The organism is Kitasatospora sp. RG8, from assembly GCF_017813315.1.
Taxonomy (GTDB): Bacteria; Actinomycetota; Actinomycetes; order Streptomycetales; family Streptomycetaceae; genus Kitasatospora.
In genome coordinates this window covers 14,995-30,708 of sequence record NZ_JAGIYX010000023.1, presented here as the reverse complement: position 1 = coordinate 30,708, position 15,714 = coordinate 14,995, and the positions used below count along the sequence as shown (strand labels likewise).

The window sequence follows — 15,714 nt, the reverse complement described above, 5'->3', positions numbered from 1 at the left end:
GGCGCAGTCCCGCCACCCGGCGGGTCGTTGTCAGGTGGCAATCTTCGGCCACGGATCATGACGCTGACAAGGCGATGACCAGGCGATGCGTCCCGGCTCACAGCAGAACCCGCCGAACGGCGTGAGGGCCTCCCCGCCAGTTGGTGGGGAGGCCCTCAGAACGCGATGTGCGGCTCGGCCGCGGCACCCGAATATGCAGACCGGTCTACAGATCCGCACCGGCCTTCGCAAACCGGCGCACCGGCCGATCTCCTCCGGTTTAGACCCCCCGGTCTACAGATCCACACCGATCTATGCCGACCGGTCTACAGATCCGCGCCGGTCTCTACCGACCGGTCTACAGACTCCGGCCGGCGGCCCGCAGAATCTGCAGACCGGTCTACCGAAATATGCCGACCGGTCTACAGACCGACCTCACGCATCAGCTGACCGACCTCGGGGTTGGTCAGGCGGCGCAGCCAGCCGGACTTCTGGTCACCCAGCGCGATCGGACCGAAGTGCGTGCGGACCAGCTTCTCGACCGGGAAGCCGGCCTCGGCCAGCATCCGGCGGACGATGTGCTTGCGGCCCTCGTGCAGGGTCACCTCGACGAGGTAGTTCTTGCCGACGTTGGAGACCACCTTGAAGCTGTCGGCACGGGCGTAGCCGTCCTCCAGCTCGATGCCCTGCGCCAGCTTCTTGCCCAGGTCGCGCGGGATCGGCCCCTGGATGGCGGCCAGGTAGGTCTTGGTCACGCCGTACCGCGGGTGGGTGAGGCGGTGGGCCAGCTCACCGTGGTTGGTGAGCAGGATGATGCCCTCGGTCTCGGTGTCCAGGCGGCCGACGTGGAACAGCCGGGTCTCGCGGTTGGTCACGTAGTCGCCGAGGCACTGGCGACCGTCCGGGTCCTCCATGGTGGAGACCACGCCGGCCGGCTTGTTCAGCGCGAAGAAGAGGAACGACTGGGTGGCGACGGTCAGGCCGTCCACCTTGATCTCGTCCTTCTCCGGGTCGACCCGCTTGCCCTGCTCGGTCACCCGCTTGCCGTTGACCTCGACCCGGCCCTGCTCGATCAGCTCCTCGCAGGCACGGCGGCTGCCGATGCCGGCACGCGCCAGCACCTTCTGCAGGCGCTCGCCCTCGGGCTCGCCGAAGGTCTTGGGCAGCTTCACGGCCGGCTTGTCGTGCCGGGCCAGCACCGCGTCCTCGATCTTGGCCTGGAGCTCGCGCGAGCGCTGCGGCTGGCGGCGCGGGTCGCCCGGGGCGCCCTGGCCCTCACGGCGCGGACGCGGAGCCGGACCGGGCCGGCGCCCCGTGAAGCCGCCGCGGGCGGGGGTGGCGTTGGGGCCGCCGCCGTACTCGGGGCGGTCGTAGCGCCGCTCCTCGGGCCGCAGCGGGCGGTCCGGGTAGCGGCGGTCGTCACGACGGTCGTCGCGGCGGTCGTCACGACGGTCGTACGAGCCGGAGCCGCGCGAACCCGACCCGCCGCCGTAGGACCCGCCGCGCGAGGAGCCGGAGCCACCACCGTACGAGCCGGAGCCACCCCGCGAGGAGCCCGAACCGCCACCGTACGAGCCGGAGCCACCGCGCGAACCGGAGCCGCCCCGCGAGGAGCCCGAACCGCCGCCGTACGAACCCGACCCGCCGCGCGAGGAGCCGGAGCCACCACCGTACGAGCCGGAGCCACCACGGCCCGAACCGCTGCCGCCCCCGTAGGAGCCGCCGCCCCGGCCCCCGCCCTGTCCGCCACGACCGCTGCCGCCGCCGCTGCTGTTCCTGCCGTTGCCACTGCTACGCATCAAAGTGTCCGTACGTCGTTTTCCGTCTGGGCTGTGCGGTCGTTTCGGCCGACCTCACCGCCCCCTACCGATCAGGCGCAGCCCGATCGGCCTCGCCACTGCCGCCCGCGGCCTGCACGGCAGCGGCGGCGACCGCCTCCGCGATCATCGTGCCCTCCAGGGACTCCGCTTCCACGTCGTCGACCTCGGGCAGGAAGGGAGCGAGCTCCGGCAGCTCATCCAGGCCGCGGAGCCCCATCCGTTCCAGGAAGTAGTTCGTCGTCCGATACAGGATCGCACCTGTTTCGGGCTCGGATCCGGCCTCTTCCACCAGTCCTCGCTGTACCAGGGTACGCATCACGCCGTCACAGTTCACACCACGGACGGCCGAGACCCGCGATCTGGACACCGGCTGACGGTAGGCGACGACCGCCAGAGTCTCCAGCGCGGCCTGGGTGAGCCGGGCCTGCTGACCGTCCAGGACGAACCGCTCGACGGCCGGCGCGCACTCGGCACGGCTGTAGAACCTCCACCCGCCGGCGATCAGCCGCAGGTCGAATCCCCTGCCCTGGGCGGTGTACTCACCGGAGAGTTCACGTAGCGCCGCCGCCACCTCCGCCCGCGGCCGCTCCAGCACGGACGCCAGGTGGGCCTCCCCGGCCGGCTCGTCGACGACCATCAGGATCGCCTCCAGCTCCGCCTTCAGCCCCGGACCGCCGTCCGGCTCCTCCTCCACCACCACCTCGACCGCACGAGAAGTCGGCGGGGCCGACTTCTGATGCACGACGAGCACCTCCGCCCGGCCCGGCTCGCCAACCACGGGCTCGTCGGCCGCCACAGGGTCGGTCAGCAGGTCTCCGGCCACCACCGGCTCGTCGGCCACCACAGGGCAGGCAGCCACCACGCGGTCTGCGACCACCGGATCGGTCAGCACGTCGCCGGACACCGCCCCACCGGCTACCACCCCTCCGGCTACGGCCTCATCGAACGCGACGGCACCGGGCCCCGGTGCACCAGGCCCAAGCCCCACCTCGCCGGGCCCCACGCCACCGAGCCCCACGCCGCCAAGCACCACCCCAGCAGGCTCCACCCCACCAGGCTCGATCTCACCGGCCCCCACCGCCGGCTCCATCCACTCCTCGGCCCGCGGCTGCCCCGGTACCCCGAGCGGGCGCCGGACCGGCCGCCCGCCGGCATTCGTCCCAGACGTCATCGCTTCCCCTTCCGCCGCCCGTCCGACTGCATGCCCGCCGACTGCCCACCCACCGACCGGTCGCCCACCGACCGGTCGCCCGCCGACCGGTCGCCCGCCGACTGCTCACCCACCAGCCGCCCACCCGCCGGCCGGCCACTTGCCGATTGCTCATCCACCAGCCGCTCGCCCGCCGGCCGGTCGAACTCGTCCGTCACCTCGACCGCGCCCCGGTCCGCTTCGGCCACCCACCGCACCAGCAGCTCGCCCAGCGCCTCCGGCTGGTCGAAGGCGAGCACCCGCTCCCGGTACAGCTCCAGCAGCGCCAGGAAGCGGGCGACCACGACCAGCGTGTCCGGTGCGTCCTCCACCAGCTCCTGGAACGACGCCTCACCCAGCTCGGTGAGCAGCTCGACCACCAGCCCGGCCTGCTCCCGCACGCTGACCGGCGGTGTGTGGATGTGGTCGACGTAGACGACCGGTGCGGGCTTCGGGGCCATCGCCTTGGCCGCCAGCTGCGCGAACCGCTCCGCGCCGATGCCGATCACGACCTCGGGCAGCAGTTGCGCGTGTTCCGGTTCCAGCCCGACGGCACGCGGCCGCCGGAGCAGCTCGGCGGCCCAGCGCTCGCCGAACAGGGCGGCCGCCCGCTTGTACGCCCGGTACTGCAGCAGCCGGGCGAACAGTAGGTCGCGGGCCTCCAGCAGGGCGAGGTCCTCCTCGTCCTCGACCTCGGCGGCGGGCAGCAGCCGCGCGGCCTTGAGGTCGAGCAGGGTCGCGGCGACGACCAGGAACTCGGTCGCGGCGTCCAGGTCCCAGTCCGGGCCCATTGCCCGGATGTGTGCCATGAACTCGTCGGTGACCGTCGCCAGCGCCACCTCGGTGACGTCCATCCGGTGCTTGGCGATCAGGCTCAGCAGCAGGTCGAAGGGGCCTTCGAAGTTCGCCAGCCGCACCCGGAAACCGCCCCGCGACTCATCGGCGGTCCCGACGGTCCCGGCGGCGGCGACGGAGGGTTCGGGGCTGCTCGGCATGACGGTCCATCTTCACCCGGCCGCACCGCCCGCCCTACCCGGGGGGCACCGACACGCCGCGACCACCGCCGCGCACCGGTCTGGCCGCACCGGCCTGGCCGCACCGCCCGGCCGCAGCGCCGGGCCAGCCGCCCCGTCCCGCCCCGACCCGGCCTTGGAACCGACCGCCGAGTTCACCTCAGAACCGACCCGACCGCAGAACCGACCCGACCGCAGGACGATCGACTACCCCGTTCCCGGTTTCGTTCCCGTTCCCGTTCCCGTCCCCGCACCACGCGCACGGCCCCCGCAGGCGGCTCAGCGCCCGCGCAGCCGCCGCACCAGGATGCTCGCCTCGCCGCGCTGCTCCAGGTCGGCCAGCACCACCGCGATGGCCTCCCGGACGATCCGGCCGCGGTCCACCGCGAGCCCGTGCTCCCCGCGCAGCACCAGGCGGGTGTGCTCCAGGTCCATCAGCTCCTCGGCCGACACGTACACGGTGATCTTCTCGTCGTGACGCTCGCGCCCGCTGGGGCGGCGCGGGGCCCGGCCGCGCGGACGGGGACGCCCTGCGCCGCCCGCCTGCTCCTCGGCGGCACCCGCGTGCTGACGCGGTCCCGGCGCGGCGGCCCGGCCGCCCTGCACCGTCTTCCCGGCCTGCGCGGCGCCCTGCGCACCAGCGCCCTGGCCACCCGCACCCTGTGCACCGCCCGGCTGCGCCGGACCGGGGACCGACACGCCGACCGGTCTGCCACCCGACACCGTGCCCGGCGCACCACCCGACGCACTACCCGACGACGGCCTGCGCTCCTCGGCGCCGTCGGCGGCGTCCTCGGCACCGTCCGTGCCCGCGCCGGTGCCGCCGGCACCGTTGACGGTCCGTGCGGTCTCCGGTCTGGGCGCCTCGGCGGCCGGACGCGGCGCGAGGGACGGCGACAGCGCCATCCCCCCGGTGGTCCGGAACAGCTCGTCGGCGCCCGGGAGACTCACTCGGCGGGGCGGCACCGGTCGAGCACCTCCCTGGCGAGCTGACGGTAGGCGGCCGCACCGACCGAGTTGGTCGCGTACGTGGTGATCGGCTCGCCGGCGACGGTGGTCTCCGGGAAGCGCACGGTCCGGCCGATGACGGTGTGGAAGACGTGGTCGCCGAACGCCTCGACGACGCGGGCCAGCACCTCACGGCTGTGCACGGTGCGCGAGTCGTACATGGTGGCCAGGATGCCGTCCAGGCGCAGCTCGGGGTTGAGCCGCTCGCAGACCTTCTCGATGGTCTCGGTGAGCAGCGCGACACCGCGCAGGGCGAAGAACTCGCACTCCAGCGGGACGATGACGCTGTGAGCGGCCGTCAGGGCATTGACCGTCAGCAGGCCCAGCGAGGGCTGGCAGTCGATGATGACGTAGTCGTAGTCGGGCAGCAGCGGCTTCAGGGCGCGCGCCAGCGCGGACTCCCGGGCCACCTCGCTGACCAGCTGCACCTCGGCGGCGGAGAGGTCGATGTTGGACGGCAGCAGGTCCATGCCCGGCACGGCCGTCTTCAGCAGCACCTCATCGGCCGTCAGGCCCCGCTCCATGAGCAGGTTGTAGACGGTGACGTCGAGCTCCATCGGGTTGACCCCGAGGCCCACGGAGAGCGCGCCCTGCGGGTCGAAGTCGACGAGCAGCACGCGGCGGCCGTACTCGGCCAGCGCCGCACCCAGGTTGATGGTCGACGTGGTCTTGCCGACGCCGCCCTTCTGGTTGCACATCGCGATGATCTGCGCGGGGCCGTGCTCGGCCACCGGCGCGGGGATCGGGAAGTACGGCAGCGGACGGCCGGTCGGGCCGACCCGCTCGCGGCGCTGACGCGCGGCGTCGGGGGCCAGCGTGGCGGCGTACTCCGGGTCCGGCTCGTACTCGGCGTCCGGGTCGTCGTAGGCGCCGTAGGCGAACTCGCCGTAGGCCAGGCCGTGGGCCGGCAGATCGGCGTCGTAGTCGGTCACCGTGGTCACCTGTGCTGTGTTCTGGCGTGCTTCGAAGGTACGGAGTGCGACCGAGCCGACCTCGGCCGAGCCCACGGTGGCCTGCCGGGCCCCGGGCTCCTCACTCGGCTGGCCGGCGGTGTGCTCCGCCAGTCCTGGCTGACCACCCCCGGGAGCAAATGTCGACTCATTCACAAGTCGTCTTACCTCCTTGGGCATCCAGGACTCTATGTCGATTCGTCAGCGTGGCAGCATGCCGACGGTTTGCGACTCTAGGCCGTTCAAGGCGTTCGCAGCAACACAATCCACGGTAGTGGGCAGGATGTGTCGACTATCGGGCAACCCTCTGTCAAGGGATGTGGGGGCCCTTGACCCTAACGTTTCTGCGGTCGGGTGACGCGACCCACAGAAATTGACGACAGAGCGACCCGCCCGCGCAACCGCCCGTTCACGGGCATGCCGAAGCCCCCGACCGAGGATCGGCCCCTCCTGCCCGCTGACGGGCAAGAAGAGAAGGTCGGGGGCCTGCGGACCGCTCCGGAGGGAGCGGCCACGGTCGGGACGGGCCTACGCCCAAGGGGCGCGGACCCGTCCCGTCGTGGGAGGAACGCGGGAGGGAACGAGGTCAGGCGAGGACGCTCTCCAGCGAGACCGACTCCAGGCCGAAGGCCTCGGCGACGGCGCCGAAGGTGATCTGGCCCTCGTGGACGTTCAGACCCTTGGCCAGGGCCGGGTCGCGGCGCAGCGCGTCCTTCCAGCCACGGTTGGCCAGCTCCACGATGTAGGGCAGCGTGGCGTTGGTCAGCGCGTAGGTGGAGGTGTTCGGGACGGCGCCCGGCATGTTCGCCACGCAGTAGAAGACCGAGTTGTGGACCTGGAAGGTCGGCTCGGCGTGCGTGGTCGGGTGCGAGTCCTCGAAGCAGCCGCCCTGGTCGATGGCGATGTCGACGAGCACGGAGCCCGGCTTCATGCGGGAGACCAGCTCGTTGGTGACGAGCTTCGGGGCCTTGGCGCCCGGGATCAGCACGGCGCCGATCACCAGGTCGGCCTCCAGGACGGCCTTCTCCAGCTCGAAGGCGTTGGAGGCGATGGCCTTGATCTTGGTGCCGAAGACCTTGTCGGCCTCGCGCAGCTTGTTGATGTCGCGGTCGAGCAGGGTCACCTCGTAGCCCATGCCGATGGCGATGGTGGCCGCGTGCCAGCCGGAGACGCCGCCGCCGATGACGACGGCCTTGGCCGGGTGGGTGCCGGGCACGCCGCCGGGCAGCACGCCGCGGCCGCCGGCCGGGCGCATCAGGTGGTACGAGCCGACCTGCGGGGCCAGCCGGCCCGCGACCTCGGACATCGGGGCGAGCAGCGGCAGGGCGCCGTTGGCGAGCTGCACGGTCTCGTACGCGATCGCGGTGGTGCCGGACGCGACCAGAGCGTCGGTACCGGCGCGGTCGGCCGCCAGGTGCAGGTACGTGAAGAGGGTCTGGCCCTTGCGCAGACGGTGGTACTCCTGGGCGATGGGCTCCTTGACCTTCAGCAGCAGGTCGGCGGTGGCCCACACCTCGTCGGCGGTGGGGAGGATGGTGGCGCCGGCGGCCACGTACTCCTCGTTGGGGATCGAGGAGCCGACACCGGCGTTGTCCTCGATGTAGACCTCGTGTCCGTTGCGGACCAGCTCATGCACGCCGGCGGGCGTGATGGCCACGCGGTACTCGTGGTTCTTGACCTCGCGGGGGATGCCGACCTTCACGGCTAAACACGTCCTCTTGCCATGGGGGTCCCTACCGGAGAAGACCGGCGGGCGACGCGCACGTGGGGAGACCTCCGGAAGACACCGGGGCACAGATCGCTGCGCGACTAAGTTCGAGTGTAATGAAGCCCAGGCGGCGTGTCAGCCTTCCAAAGTGAATAAATCTGCCGGACACATTGGCAGGTTCGTAGGCTTCCCCAGTGATCTTCCCGCCAATGATGTCCCGACCGGGCATCTCCGACGATACTCCCGAACCCTGACCTACCACCCTGCGTCGAGACGTTCCCGCAGCTCCGCGAGGGCGGCGCCGACGGCCTGCTGCCCCCGCTCGTCCCCCAGCCGGCGCAGCACCGACAGGGACGCCCGGTACTCGCGCTCGGCCTCGTCGAAACGGCGCTGGGCGGTGTGCGCCTCCGCCACCCGGGCGAGCAGCCGGGCCTCGGCGGCGTGGTCGCCCATGGACTGCCGGAGGCCGAGCGCCCGCCCGTACCAGTCGGCAGCGCGCACGGCGTCGCCGAGCGCGCGGTGACAGCCGGCCGCACCCTCCAGGGCTCGGGCACAGAGCGGCTCGTCGTCCGCGGAGCGGGCGTGCTCCAGGGCGGCCCGGTAGTGGCCTGCGGCCTGCTCCCAGCTGCCGGCGGCGGCCTGGAGGTCCCCCAGGTTGAGCAGTGCGGCTGCGGCGCGACGGGGTTTGCCGTGCCGCTCGGCCACGGTCAGCACCAGCTCGTGCAACTGGTAGAGGTCGGCCGGGGCGGCGGCCCCGGTCAGCGGCAGCGACCGCAGCAGGGCGGTGACCAGCCGGCCGGCCGAGCCGTCCAGGTCGCCCTGGCCGATCGCGTCGGCGACGGCGCCGAGCAGCACGTCGCGCTCCCCGAGCAGCCACTGCCGGGCCTGGTCGGCCGAGCGCAGCCGCAGCGGGCCCGGAAGCGGTTCGGGCCCCGCGCCGCCGGCCGGGTCGAGCAGGGCGCGGGCCGCCTCGGTGAGCCGGACCAGCCGCTCCAGCAGCCGCGCCCGGGCCAGCTCGATCTCGGCGGGCCGGTCCTCGCGCTCGCGCAGCCGGACCAGCCGGGGGTAGAGCCGGCCGGGCACCCGGTAGCGGGGCGTGCCGTCGGCGGCGGGCGCCTCCTCGCCGAGCAGCTCCCGCTCGGCGAGCGCGGCCAGCATCGTGGCGGCCTCCGGCGCCGGGCAGCCGACCAGGGCGGAGGCGGTCCGCAGGTCCGCCGTCTGGGCGGGCGCGAGGGTCAGCGCCCGCAGCAGCCGGGCCTGGGCGGGCGGCAGCGTGCCGTAGAGGAGGGTGAAGGCGCCGATCAGCGGGTCGTTGTCCGGGACGGGGACGGGCTCGGCCGGCCCGGGCCCGGGCTTCACCCAGGCGGCCGGGTCGGTCGGCGGCCCGGCCTTCGGTCCGGCAGCGGGCGTGCCGACGGTCGCCGTGCCGACAGTCGGCGGGCCGCCGGCAGCCACGGGCTTCCCGCCCCCGTCGGCCGTCTGTTTCCCGGCCTTGGCGGCCGGGCGCCTCCCCCGCCCGGCCCGCGCCCCGTCCGCCGGGCGCCTCCCGTCCTTGCCCTCCGCCGGCGCGTCCTCGGCCGGGGCCTCCTTGGCCGGCCCGTCCTTCACGCCGGCCGCCGGCCCCTTCCGCGGTACCTGCCCCGCCACCTGTTCCGTTCCGGTCCCGGCCCCCGCCACCGTTCCCGGCCCCGGCCCCGGTCCCGTTCCCGTTCCTGGCCCTGCGGCCTTCCCGTCCGCCTCCCGGACCGCCCGGGCCAGCTCGCGGGCCGCATCCGTGACGGCCAGCTCCGGGTTGCTCCGCAGCCACCCGGCCATCAGCCGCAGTGCGGCCGGCCGGGAGGCGCAGGCCTCCGCGAGGTCGGCCCCGCCGACGGGGTCGCAGCTGATCCTGGTGCCGCCGACCAGGTCGCCGAGCAGCTCACCCGAGGCCTGCCGGTCGAGCCCGCCGAGGATGACCGGGTCGATGTCCTCGATCCCGGTGAGCGGGCCGGCGGTGGTGGCGAGGACGAGGCACCCGGGCTCGTCCGCGAGCAGGGGCCAGACCTGCCCGGCGTCCCGGACGTCGTCCAGCACCAGCAGGACCTTCCGCCCGGCCAGCGCCTCGCGCAGCGCGACACAGGCGGGCTCGTCCCGGCCGTCCTCGACGGCGCCGGGCAGGGGGACGCCGACGCCGTCCGCCCCGAGTTGCTCCAGCAGCCGGCGGGCGGTGCGGGCGGGCGGCACCCGGCCGCCGTCGGGGGCGGAGAGGCGGGCGAAGAGCACGCCGTCGGGGAAGTCGGGGGCGACGGTGACGGCGAACCTGGCCGCCAGCGTGGTCCGGCCGGAGCCGGGCCGGCCGGCCAGCACCAGCACCGGGCTGCGGCCCTCGGCCGGGCGCGCGGCGGCGGCCCGCAGCGCGGCCAGCTCGGCACGCCGGCCGACGAGCAGGGCCGGCCCGGCGGGCAGCCGGTCCAGCCCGGGAACGCCCTCGACGGGTGCGCCGGGGCCCGCTTCCATGGTCGCCGTCTTCCTCGCCACCCGTGCCACTCCCGACGTCACCCAGCGCTCAGCGGAGGCGGCCCGGGACGGGCGCCCTGTCTGCGAAGCGTAGTTCGACCGTCCGGGTCAGCCGAGGTGCCATCCGGTCCTACGAACCGGTAAATCACCCCCACGGATCAATCGCGCGAACCCTCGCGGATCAGTCACGTGAACCCTCGCGGACCACTGACCCGAACCCTCGCGGATCAGCAGCCCGAACCGGCGGACCGGTCCCCCGAACCTCCCCGGGCAACCTCCCGCACCACCCGGCCGGCCGCACGCCCCTCCCCGGGCAGCCCCCACCCCACCCTCCCCTGCCCGTCCGAACGAGCCAGGCCTCGAACAGGCGAGGCCTCGAACCAGCCGGGCCTCGAAAGGTCAGGCCTCGAACGGCCGGGCCGGCCAGGGCGATTCGGCGGGCCGCAGCGCGTCCAGCCCGCCGGGGCCGTTGAGCGCGGCGTACAGGGCGAGCGTCCCGGTGATCAGGGTGGGGTTGTGCAGTTCCCCGGCGTGGATCAGCCGGACCAGCTCCGCGACGGGCACCCGGGCGGTCTCGATCTCCAGCTCCTCGCCGTGCGCCTCGTAGCGCTCCCCCTCGGCCTCGGCGAGGTCGGTGGCGAGGAAGAGCCGCAGCGCCTCGTCGGTGCCGCCGGGCGAGGTGTAGAAGTCGACCAGCACCCGCCAGGTCCCCGCCTTGCAGTGCGCCTCCTCGTACAGCTCGCGCTGGGCGGCGTGCAGCGGGTTCTCGCCGGGCACGTCGAGCAGGCCGGCCGGCAGCTCCCAGAGCCGCTGGCGGACGGGGTGGCGGTACTGGCGCAGGACGAGCACCCGCTGCTGGTCGTCCAGCGCGAGGACGGAGACCGAGCCGGGGTGGGTCTGGTAGTCGCGGCGGGCCCAGCTGCCGTCGGGCATCAGGACCTCCTCGCTGCGCACGCCGGTGACCTTGCCCTGGAAGGGCGTCCCGCTCCCCCGGACCTCCCACGCCTCGGCCACGTCGAAGATGCTTCGGTCGTCCATCGGTCTCCCCTTTTCGTCAGTGGGACACAATCTAACGCCGAACGGCGGCCCCGCGGGAATCGCGGGGCCGCCGTCGGGTGAACGGACCGGGTTGCCTACTTGTCGGCCGTCTTGATCTCGATGGCCGCCTTGACCAGACCCGCGAAGAGCGGGTGCGGGCGGGTCGGGCGGGACTTCAGCTCCGGGTGGGCCTGGGTGGCCACCAGGTAGGGGTGGACCTCGCGCGGGTACTCGACGTACTCGACCAGGTCGCCCTTCGGGGAGAGGCCGGAGAACTGCAGGCCGGTCTTCTCCAGGTCGGCGCGGTACGCGTTGTTGACCTCGTAGCGGTGGCGGTGGCGCTCCTCGACGTACTGCTCGCCGCCGTAGACCTCGCGGACGATCGAGCCCTCGGCGAGCTTGGCCGGGTAGAGGCCCAGGCGCATGGTGCCGCCCAGGTCGCCCTTGCCGTCGACGATGGCCAGCTGCTCGGCCATGGTGGAGATGACCGGGTACTTGGCGGCCGCGTCGAACTCGGTCGAGTTGGCCTCGGGCAGGCCGGCCAGGTTGCGGGCGGCCTCGATGACCACGCACTGCAGGCCCAGGCAGAGGCCGAGCAGCGGGACCTTGTTCTCGCGGGCGTAGGTGATCGCGGCGACCTTGCCGTCCACCCCGCGGTCGCCGAAGCCACCGGGGATGCAGATCGCGTCCACGTCGCCGAGCTGCTCCTGCGCGCCCTCGGGCGTGGTGCAGTCGTCCGAGGTGACCCACTTGATCTCGACGCGGGCGTTGTTGGCGAAGCCGCCGGCGCGCAGCGCCTCGGTCACCGACAGGTAGGCGTCGGGCAGGTCGATGTACTTGCCGACCAGAGCGACCTTGACGATGTGCTGCGGCTCGTGGACGCGGCGCAGCAGGTCGTCCCAAGTGGTCCAGTCGACGTCGCGGAACGGCAGGTCCAGGCGGCGGACGACGTAGGCGTCCAGGCCCTCGCCGTGCAGCACCTTGGGGATGTCGTAGATCGACTTGGCGTCGATGGCCGCGACCACGGCCTCCTCGTCCACGTCGCACATCAGCGAGATCTTGCGCTTGATGGCCTGCGGGACCTCGCGGTCGGCGCGCAGCACGATGGCGTCCGGCTGGATGCCGATGTTGCGCAGCGCGGCCACCGAGTGCTGGGTGGGCTTGGTCTTCAGCTCGCCCGAGGGGCCGATGTAGGGCAGCAGGGAGACGTGCACGAAGAAGACGTTGTCCCGGCCGACCTCGTGGCGGACCTGGCGGACGGCCTCGAGGAAGGGCAGCGACTCGATGTCGCCGACGGTGCCGCCGACCTCGGTGATCACCACGTCGACGTCCTCGGTCGCCATCCGGCGGATCCGGGCCTTGATCTCGTTGGTGATGTGCGGGATGACCTGGACGGTGTCGCCCAGGTACTCGCCGCGGCGCTCCTTGGCGATGACGGTCGAGTACACCTGGCCGGTGGTGACGTTCGCCGAGCCGTGCAGGTTGGTGTCGAGGAACCGCTCGTAGTGGCCGACGTCGAGGTCGGTCTCGGCGCCGTCGTCGGTGACGAAGACCTCACCGTGCTGGAACGGGTTCATGGTGCCCGGGTCCACGTTGAGGTACGGGTCGAGCTTCTGCATCGTCACACGCAGGCCGCGGGCCTTGAGCAGGGCGCCCAGGCTGGAGGCGGTGAGGCCCTTGCCGAGCGAAGAGGCGACACCCCCGGTGACGAAGAGGTGCTTGGTCGTCACGGCGCGGCCGTTCGATGCCTTGCCGGAATGGGGCTGTGCCAAGAGGGGGCTCCCGTGGGTCGCGTGTCGAAGGTGACGTGGGCGGGAGGCTCGCGGCTCGCCTAATGCGACGGGAGCGCGGTGCGGTGCACGTCGCTCGCGGGGTCGTCGGTTCGGCTGGTCCGGGGCGTTTGGTCCCACCGGTCCACGGGATACCAGGGTAACAGTGACCCGGCCGGGACGCTTTCCGGGCCGCTCGCGACTTGCACGGACCACGCTCCCGGCGCACCACTGGGCGCACAACAGGCGCACCGTACGGCGCACGTGTCACACCGGTCTCACCACCGGCCCGGGCGGGCCACCCGGCGGCACTCGCCCGGGCCATCCCCGGCCATCCTGACGGGCCACCCCGGGGTGATCCTTCCGGGCCATCCTGCGGGTCACCCCTGCGATGCACGGCATTTCCGCCGAATTGTGGCGCCACGCAGAGCTGCGCCCGCGTGCTTCGCCCCTTTCGTCCGTCGTAAGCTGCACGGACGCATCGCCGACAGCACGAGCACGCGGAGGGCGTGGGAGGGTCAGGACACCTCTCGGTCCCCGATGCGCGACCGGACCTCCCCGTAATCCAGCTCCTCCCACCCACCAGGGGCTCGACCGAGCCTCACGCGGACACTCCAGCAAGGCCCGCCACCACCCAACGGCAGGCCGGACGTCCCGGGGTGGCTCCCCGGCCCCGCAGACCCGCTGGCTCTCCCCGGATCGCCGATGCGTCGTGACCACATTGCGAACTGGAGATCCACGTGGCCGGCCGTATCGAGGACTACGCACTCATCGGGGACATGCAGACCGCCGCCCTGGTCAGCAGGGACGGGGCGGTCGACTGGCTGTGCCTGCCCCGCTTCGACTCGCCGGCGGTCTTCGCCGGCCTGCTCGGCACCGATGAACACGGCTTCTGGCGGATCGGCCCGGCCGAGGTGGTCCCCACCGAACCGCCCGCCCCCGCGGGCGCCCCGGTCACGGCCGCGGCCGCCGCCCGCGCACGCCTCGGCGACACCGGCGACCTCCGCGTCCCGCCGCCCACCGCGGCCGCGCCGGCCGTCCCCGCCGACCGGCGCCGCTACCGGGGCGACTCGCTGATCCTGGAGCAGGAGTGGGACTGCCAGGGCGGCACGGTGCGGGTGATCGACTTCATGCCCCCGCGCCCGCTGGCCGGCCGCGACGCCGTCCCCCAGATGATCCGGATCGTCGAGGGCCTCTCCGGAACCGTCCGGATGCGCTCGGCGGTGCGGATGCGCTTCAGCTACGGCCGGATCGTCCCCTGGGTGCACCGGGTCGAGCAGGCCGACGGCGGCCACCGCACCGTCGCCGTGGCCGGCCCCGACTCGGTGTGGCTGGACGGCGAGGCCGAGACGTACGGGCGCAACCTCACCACCTACGCCGACTTCACCGTCACGGCCGGTGAGCGGATCACCTTCGCCCTCACCTGGCAGGCCTCCCACCTGGAGCCGCCGACCGCCCCGGACGCCGAGGAGATGCTCGAAGCCACCGCCGGCTTCTGGCACGACTGGGCCGGCCAGTGCACCTACCAGGGCCCCTACCGGGAGGCGGTGATCCGCTCGCTGATCACCCTCAAGGGCCTCACCTACGCCCCCACCGGCGGCATCGTCGCCGCCCCCACCACCTCGCTGCCCGAGGACATCGGCGGGGAGCGGAACTGGGACTACCGCTACACCTGGCTGCGCGACGCCGCGATCACCCTCTCCTCCCTGCTGCGGACCGGCTACCGCGACGAGGCCCGCGCCTGGCGCGAGTGGCTGCTGCGGGCCGTCGCCGGCGACCCGGAGAACCTGCAGATCATGTACGGCATCGCCGGCGAGCGCGAGCTCACCGAGTCCTCCCTGGACTGGCTGCCCGGCTACGAGGGCTCCCAGCCCGTCCGGGTCGGCAACGGCGCGGCCGGCCAGCTCCAGCTGGACGTCTACGGCGAGGTAGTCGAGGCCCTGCACCTGGCCCACATGACCGGCCTGGTCCGCAACGACCACGCCCACCACCTCCAGCTGCGCCTGATCGAGTACCTGGAGGAGCACTGGCAGGAGCCGGACGAGGGCATCTGGGAGGTGCGCGGCCCGCGCCGGCACTTCGTCCACTCCAAGGTGATGGCCTGGGTCGCCGTCGACCGCACCATCAAGCTGCTGGAGCAGACCCCCGAGGACGCGCCCTCCGACGGCCACCTGGAGCGCTGGCGCGAGCTGCGCGAGACCATCCACCGGGACGTCTGCGAGAAGGGCTACGACCCGGAGCGCAACACCTTCACCCAGTACTACGGGGGCAAGGAGCTGGACGCCTCGCTGCTGCTCATCCCGCAGGTGGGCTTCCTCCCGCCGGACGACAAGCGGGTGATCGGCACGATCGAGGCGATCCAGCGCGAGCTCTCCACCGAGGACGGCTTCGTCCTGCGCTACCCGACGCACGACGAGAGCGGCAACAACGTCGACGGCCTCTCCGGCCACGAGGGCGCCTTCCTGGCCTGCTCGTTCTGGCTCGCCGACGACCTCGCCATGATCGGCCGGGTGCAGGAGGCGCGCGAGCTCTTCGACAAGCTGCTGGCCCTGCGCAACGACCTCGGGCTGCTCGCCGAGGAGTGGGACCCGCGGGAGAAGCGCCAGGTCGGCAACTTCCCGCAGGCCTTCAGCCACGTCCCGCTGATCGACACCGCGCTGCGGCTCACGGCCTGCGGCGGCGCGTACCTCTCGGCCCAGCCGGACGGCCTGGCCGCCGACCGGGCCGAGCAGGCCACGGTCTGA

General features: G+C 73.1%; 10 protein-coding genes. 1 reads left to right on the top strand and 9 read right to left on the bottom strand.

The window, feature by feature from the left end; translation table 11 throughout:
* Positions 1–401: 401 nt before the first annotated feature.
* From J5Y04_RS28415 to J5Y04_RS28375, 9 genes are all read right to left on the bottom strand, one after another.
* A complete protein-coding gene (locus J5Y04_RS28415; RefSeq protein WP_209415263.1) occupies positions 402–1,778 on the bottom strand; it encodes a pseudouridine synthase in 1,377 nt (458 codons plus the stop codon).
* 64 nt (positions 1,779–1,842) lie between these two features.
* Positions 1,843–2,436, bottom strand: a complete 594-nt coding sequence (locus J5Y04_RS28410; RefSeq protein ID WP_209415356.1) for an SMC-Scp complex subunit ScpB — start codon at positions 2,434–2,436, stop codon at positions 1,843–1,845.
* Positions 2,437–2,966: 530 nt separating this feature from the next.
* Entirely contained in the window at positions 2,967–3,983 is a 1,017-nt protein-coding gene (locus tag J5Y04_RS28405; protein ID WP_209415262.1) for a ScpA family protein, read from the bottom strand.
* Positions 3,984–4,280: 297 nt separating this feature from the next.
* Positions 4,281–4,952, bottom strand: coding sequence for a hypothetical protein (locus tag J5Y04_RS28400; RefSeq protein WP_209415261.1), 672 nt, complete (start codon positions 4,950–4,952; stop codon positions 4,281–4,283).
* A complete protein-coding gene (locus J5Y04_RS28395) occupies positions 4,949–6,016 on the bottom strand; it encodes a ParA family protein (protein WP_374106126.1) in 1,068 nt (355 codons plus the stop codon). Before J5Y04_RS28395 ends, J5Y04_RS28400 begins: the two co-directional genes overlap by 4 nt.
* Positions 6,017–6,545: 529 nt before the next feature.
* Complete coding sequence (gene ald / locus J5Y04_RS28390) at positions 6,546–7,661, bottom strand: alanine dehydrogenase (protein ID WP_148642364.1); 1,116 nt, start codon at positions 7,659–7,661, stop codon at positions 6,546–6,548.
* Positions 7,662–7,922: 261 nt separating this feature from the next.
* The gene (locus tag J5Y04_RS28385; RefSeq protein ID WP_209415260.1) at positions 7,923–10,163 is read right to left on the bottom strand and encodes a tetratricopeptide repeat protein; all 2,241 of its coding nucleotides are present in this window, start codon (positions 10,161–10,163) and stop codon (positions 7,923–7,925) included.
* A gap of 399 nt (positions 10,164–10,562) precedes the next feature.
* A complete protein-coding gene (locus tag J5Y04_RS28380; protein WP_209415259.1) occupies positions 10,563–11,201 on the bottom strand; it encodes an NUDIX hydrolase in 639 nt (212 codons plus the stop codon).
* A gap of 95 nt (positions 11,202–11,296) precedes the next feature.
* Entirely contained in the window at positions 11,297–12,931 is a 1,635-nt protein-coding gene (locus tag J5Y04_RS28375; RefSeq protein ID WP_209415258.1) for a CTP synthase, read from the bottom strand.
* A gap of 779 nt (positions 12,932–13,710) precedes the next feature.
* On the opposite strand from J5Y04_RS28375, the gene J5Y04_RS28370 reads away from it, so the two are divergent.
* Positions 13,711–15,714, top strand: coding sequence for a glycoside hydrolase family 15 protein (locus J5Y04_RS28370; RefSeq protein ID WP_307853337.1), 2,004 nt, complete (start codon positions 13,711–13,713; stop codon positions 15,712–15,714).

Coding starts and splice junctions, on each gene's coding strand:
- J5Y04_RS28415 (WP_209415263.1), bottom strand. CDS start 1,778: ATGCGTAGCAGTGGCAACGGCAGGAACAGCAGCGGCGGCGGCAGCGGT.
- J5Y04_RS28410 (WP_209415356.1), bottom strand. CDS start 2,436: ATGGTCGTCGACGAGCCGGCCGGGGAGGCCCACCTGGCGTCCGTGCTG.
- J5Y04_RS28405 (WP_209415262.1), bottom strand. CDS start 3,983: ATGCCGAGCAGCCCCGAACCCTCCGTCGCCGCCGCCGGGACCGTCGGG.
- J5Y04_RS28385 (WP_209415260.1), bottom strand. CDS start 10,163: ATGGAAGCGGGCCCCGGCGCACCCGTCGAGGGCGTTCCCGGGCTGGAC.
- J5Y04_RS28380 (WP_209415259.1), bottom strand. CDS start 11,201: ATGGACGACCGAAGCATCTTCGACGTGGCCGAGGCGTGGGAGGTCCGG.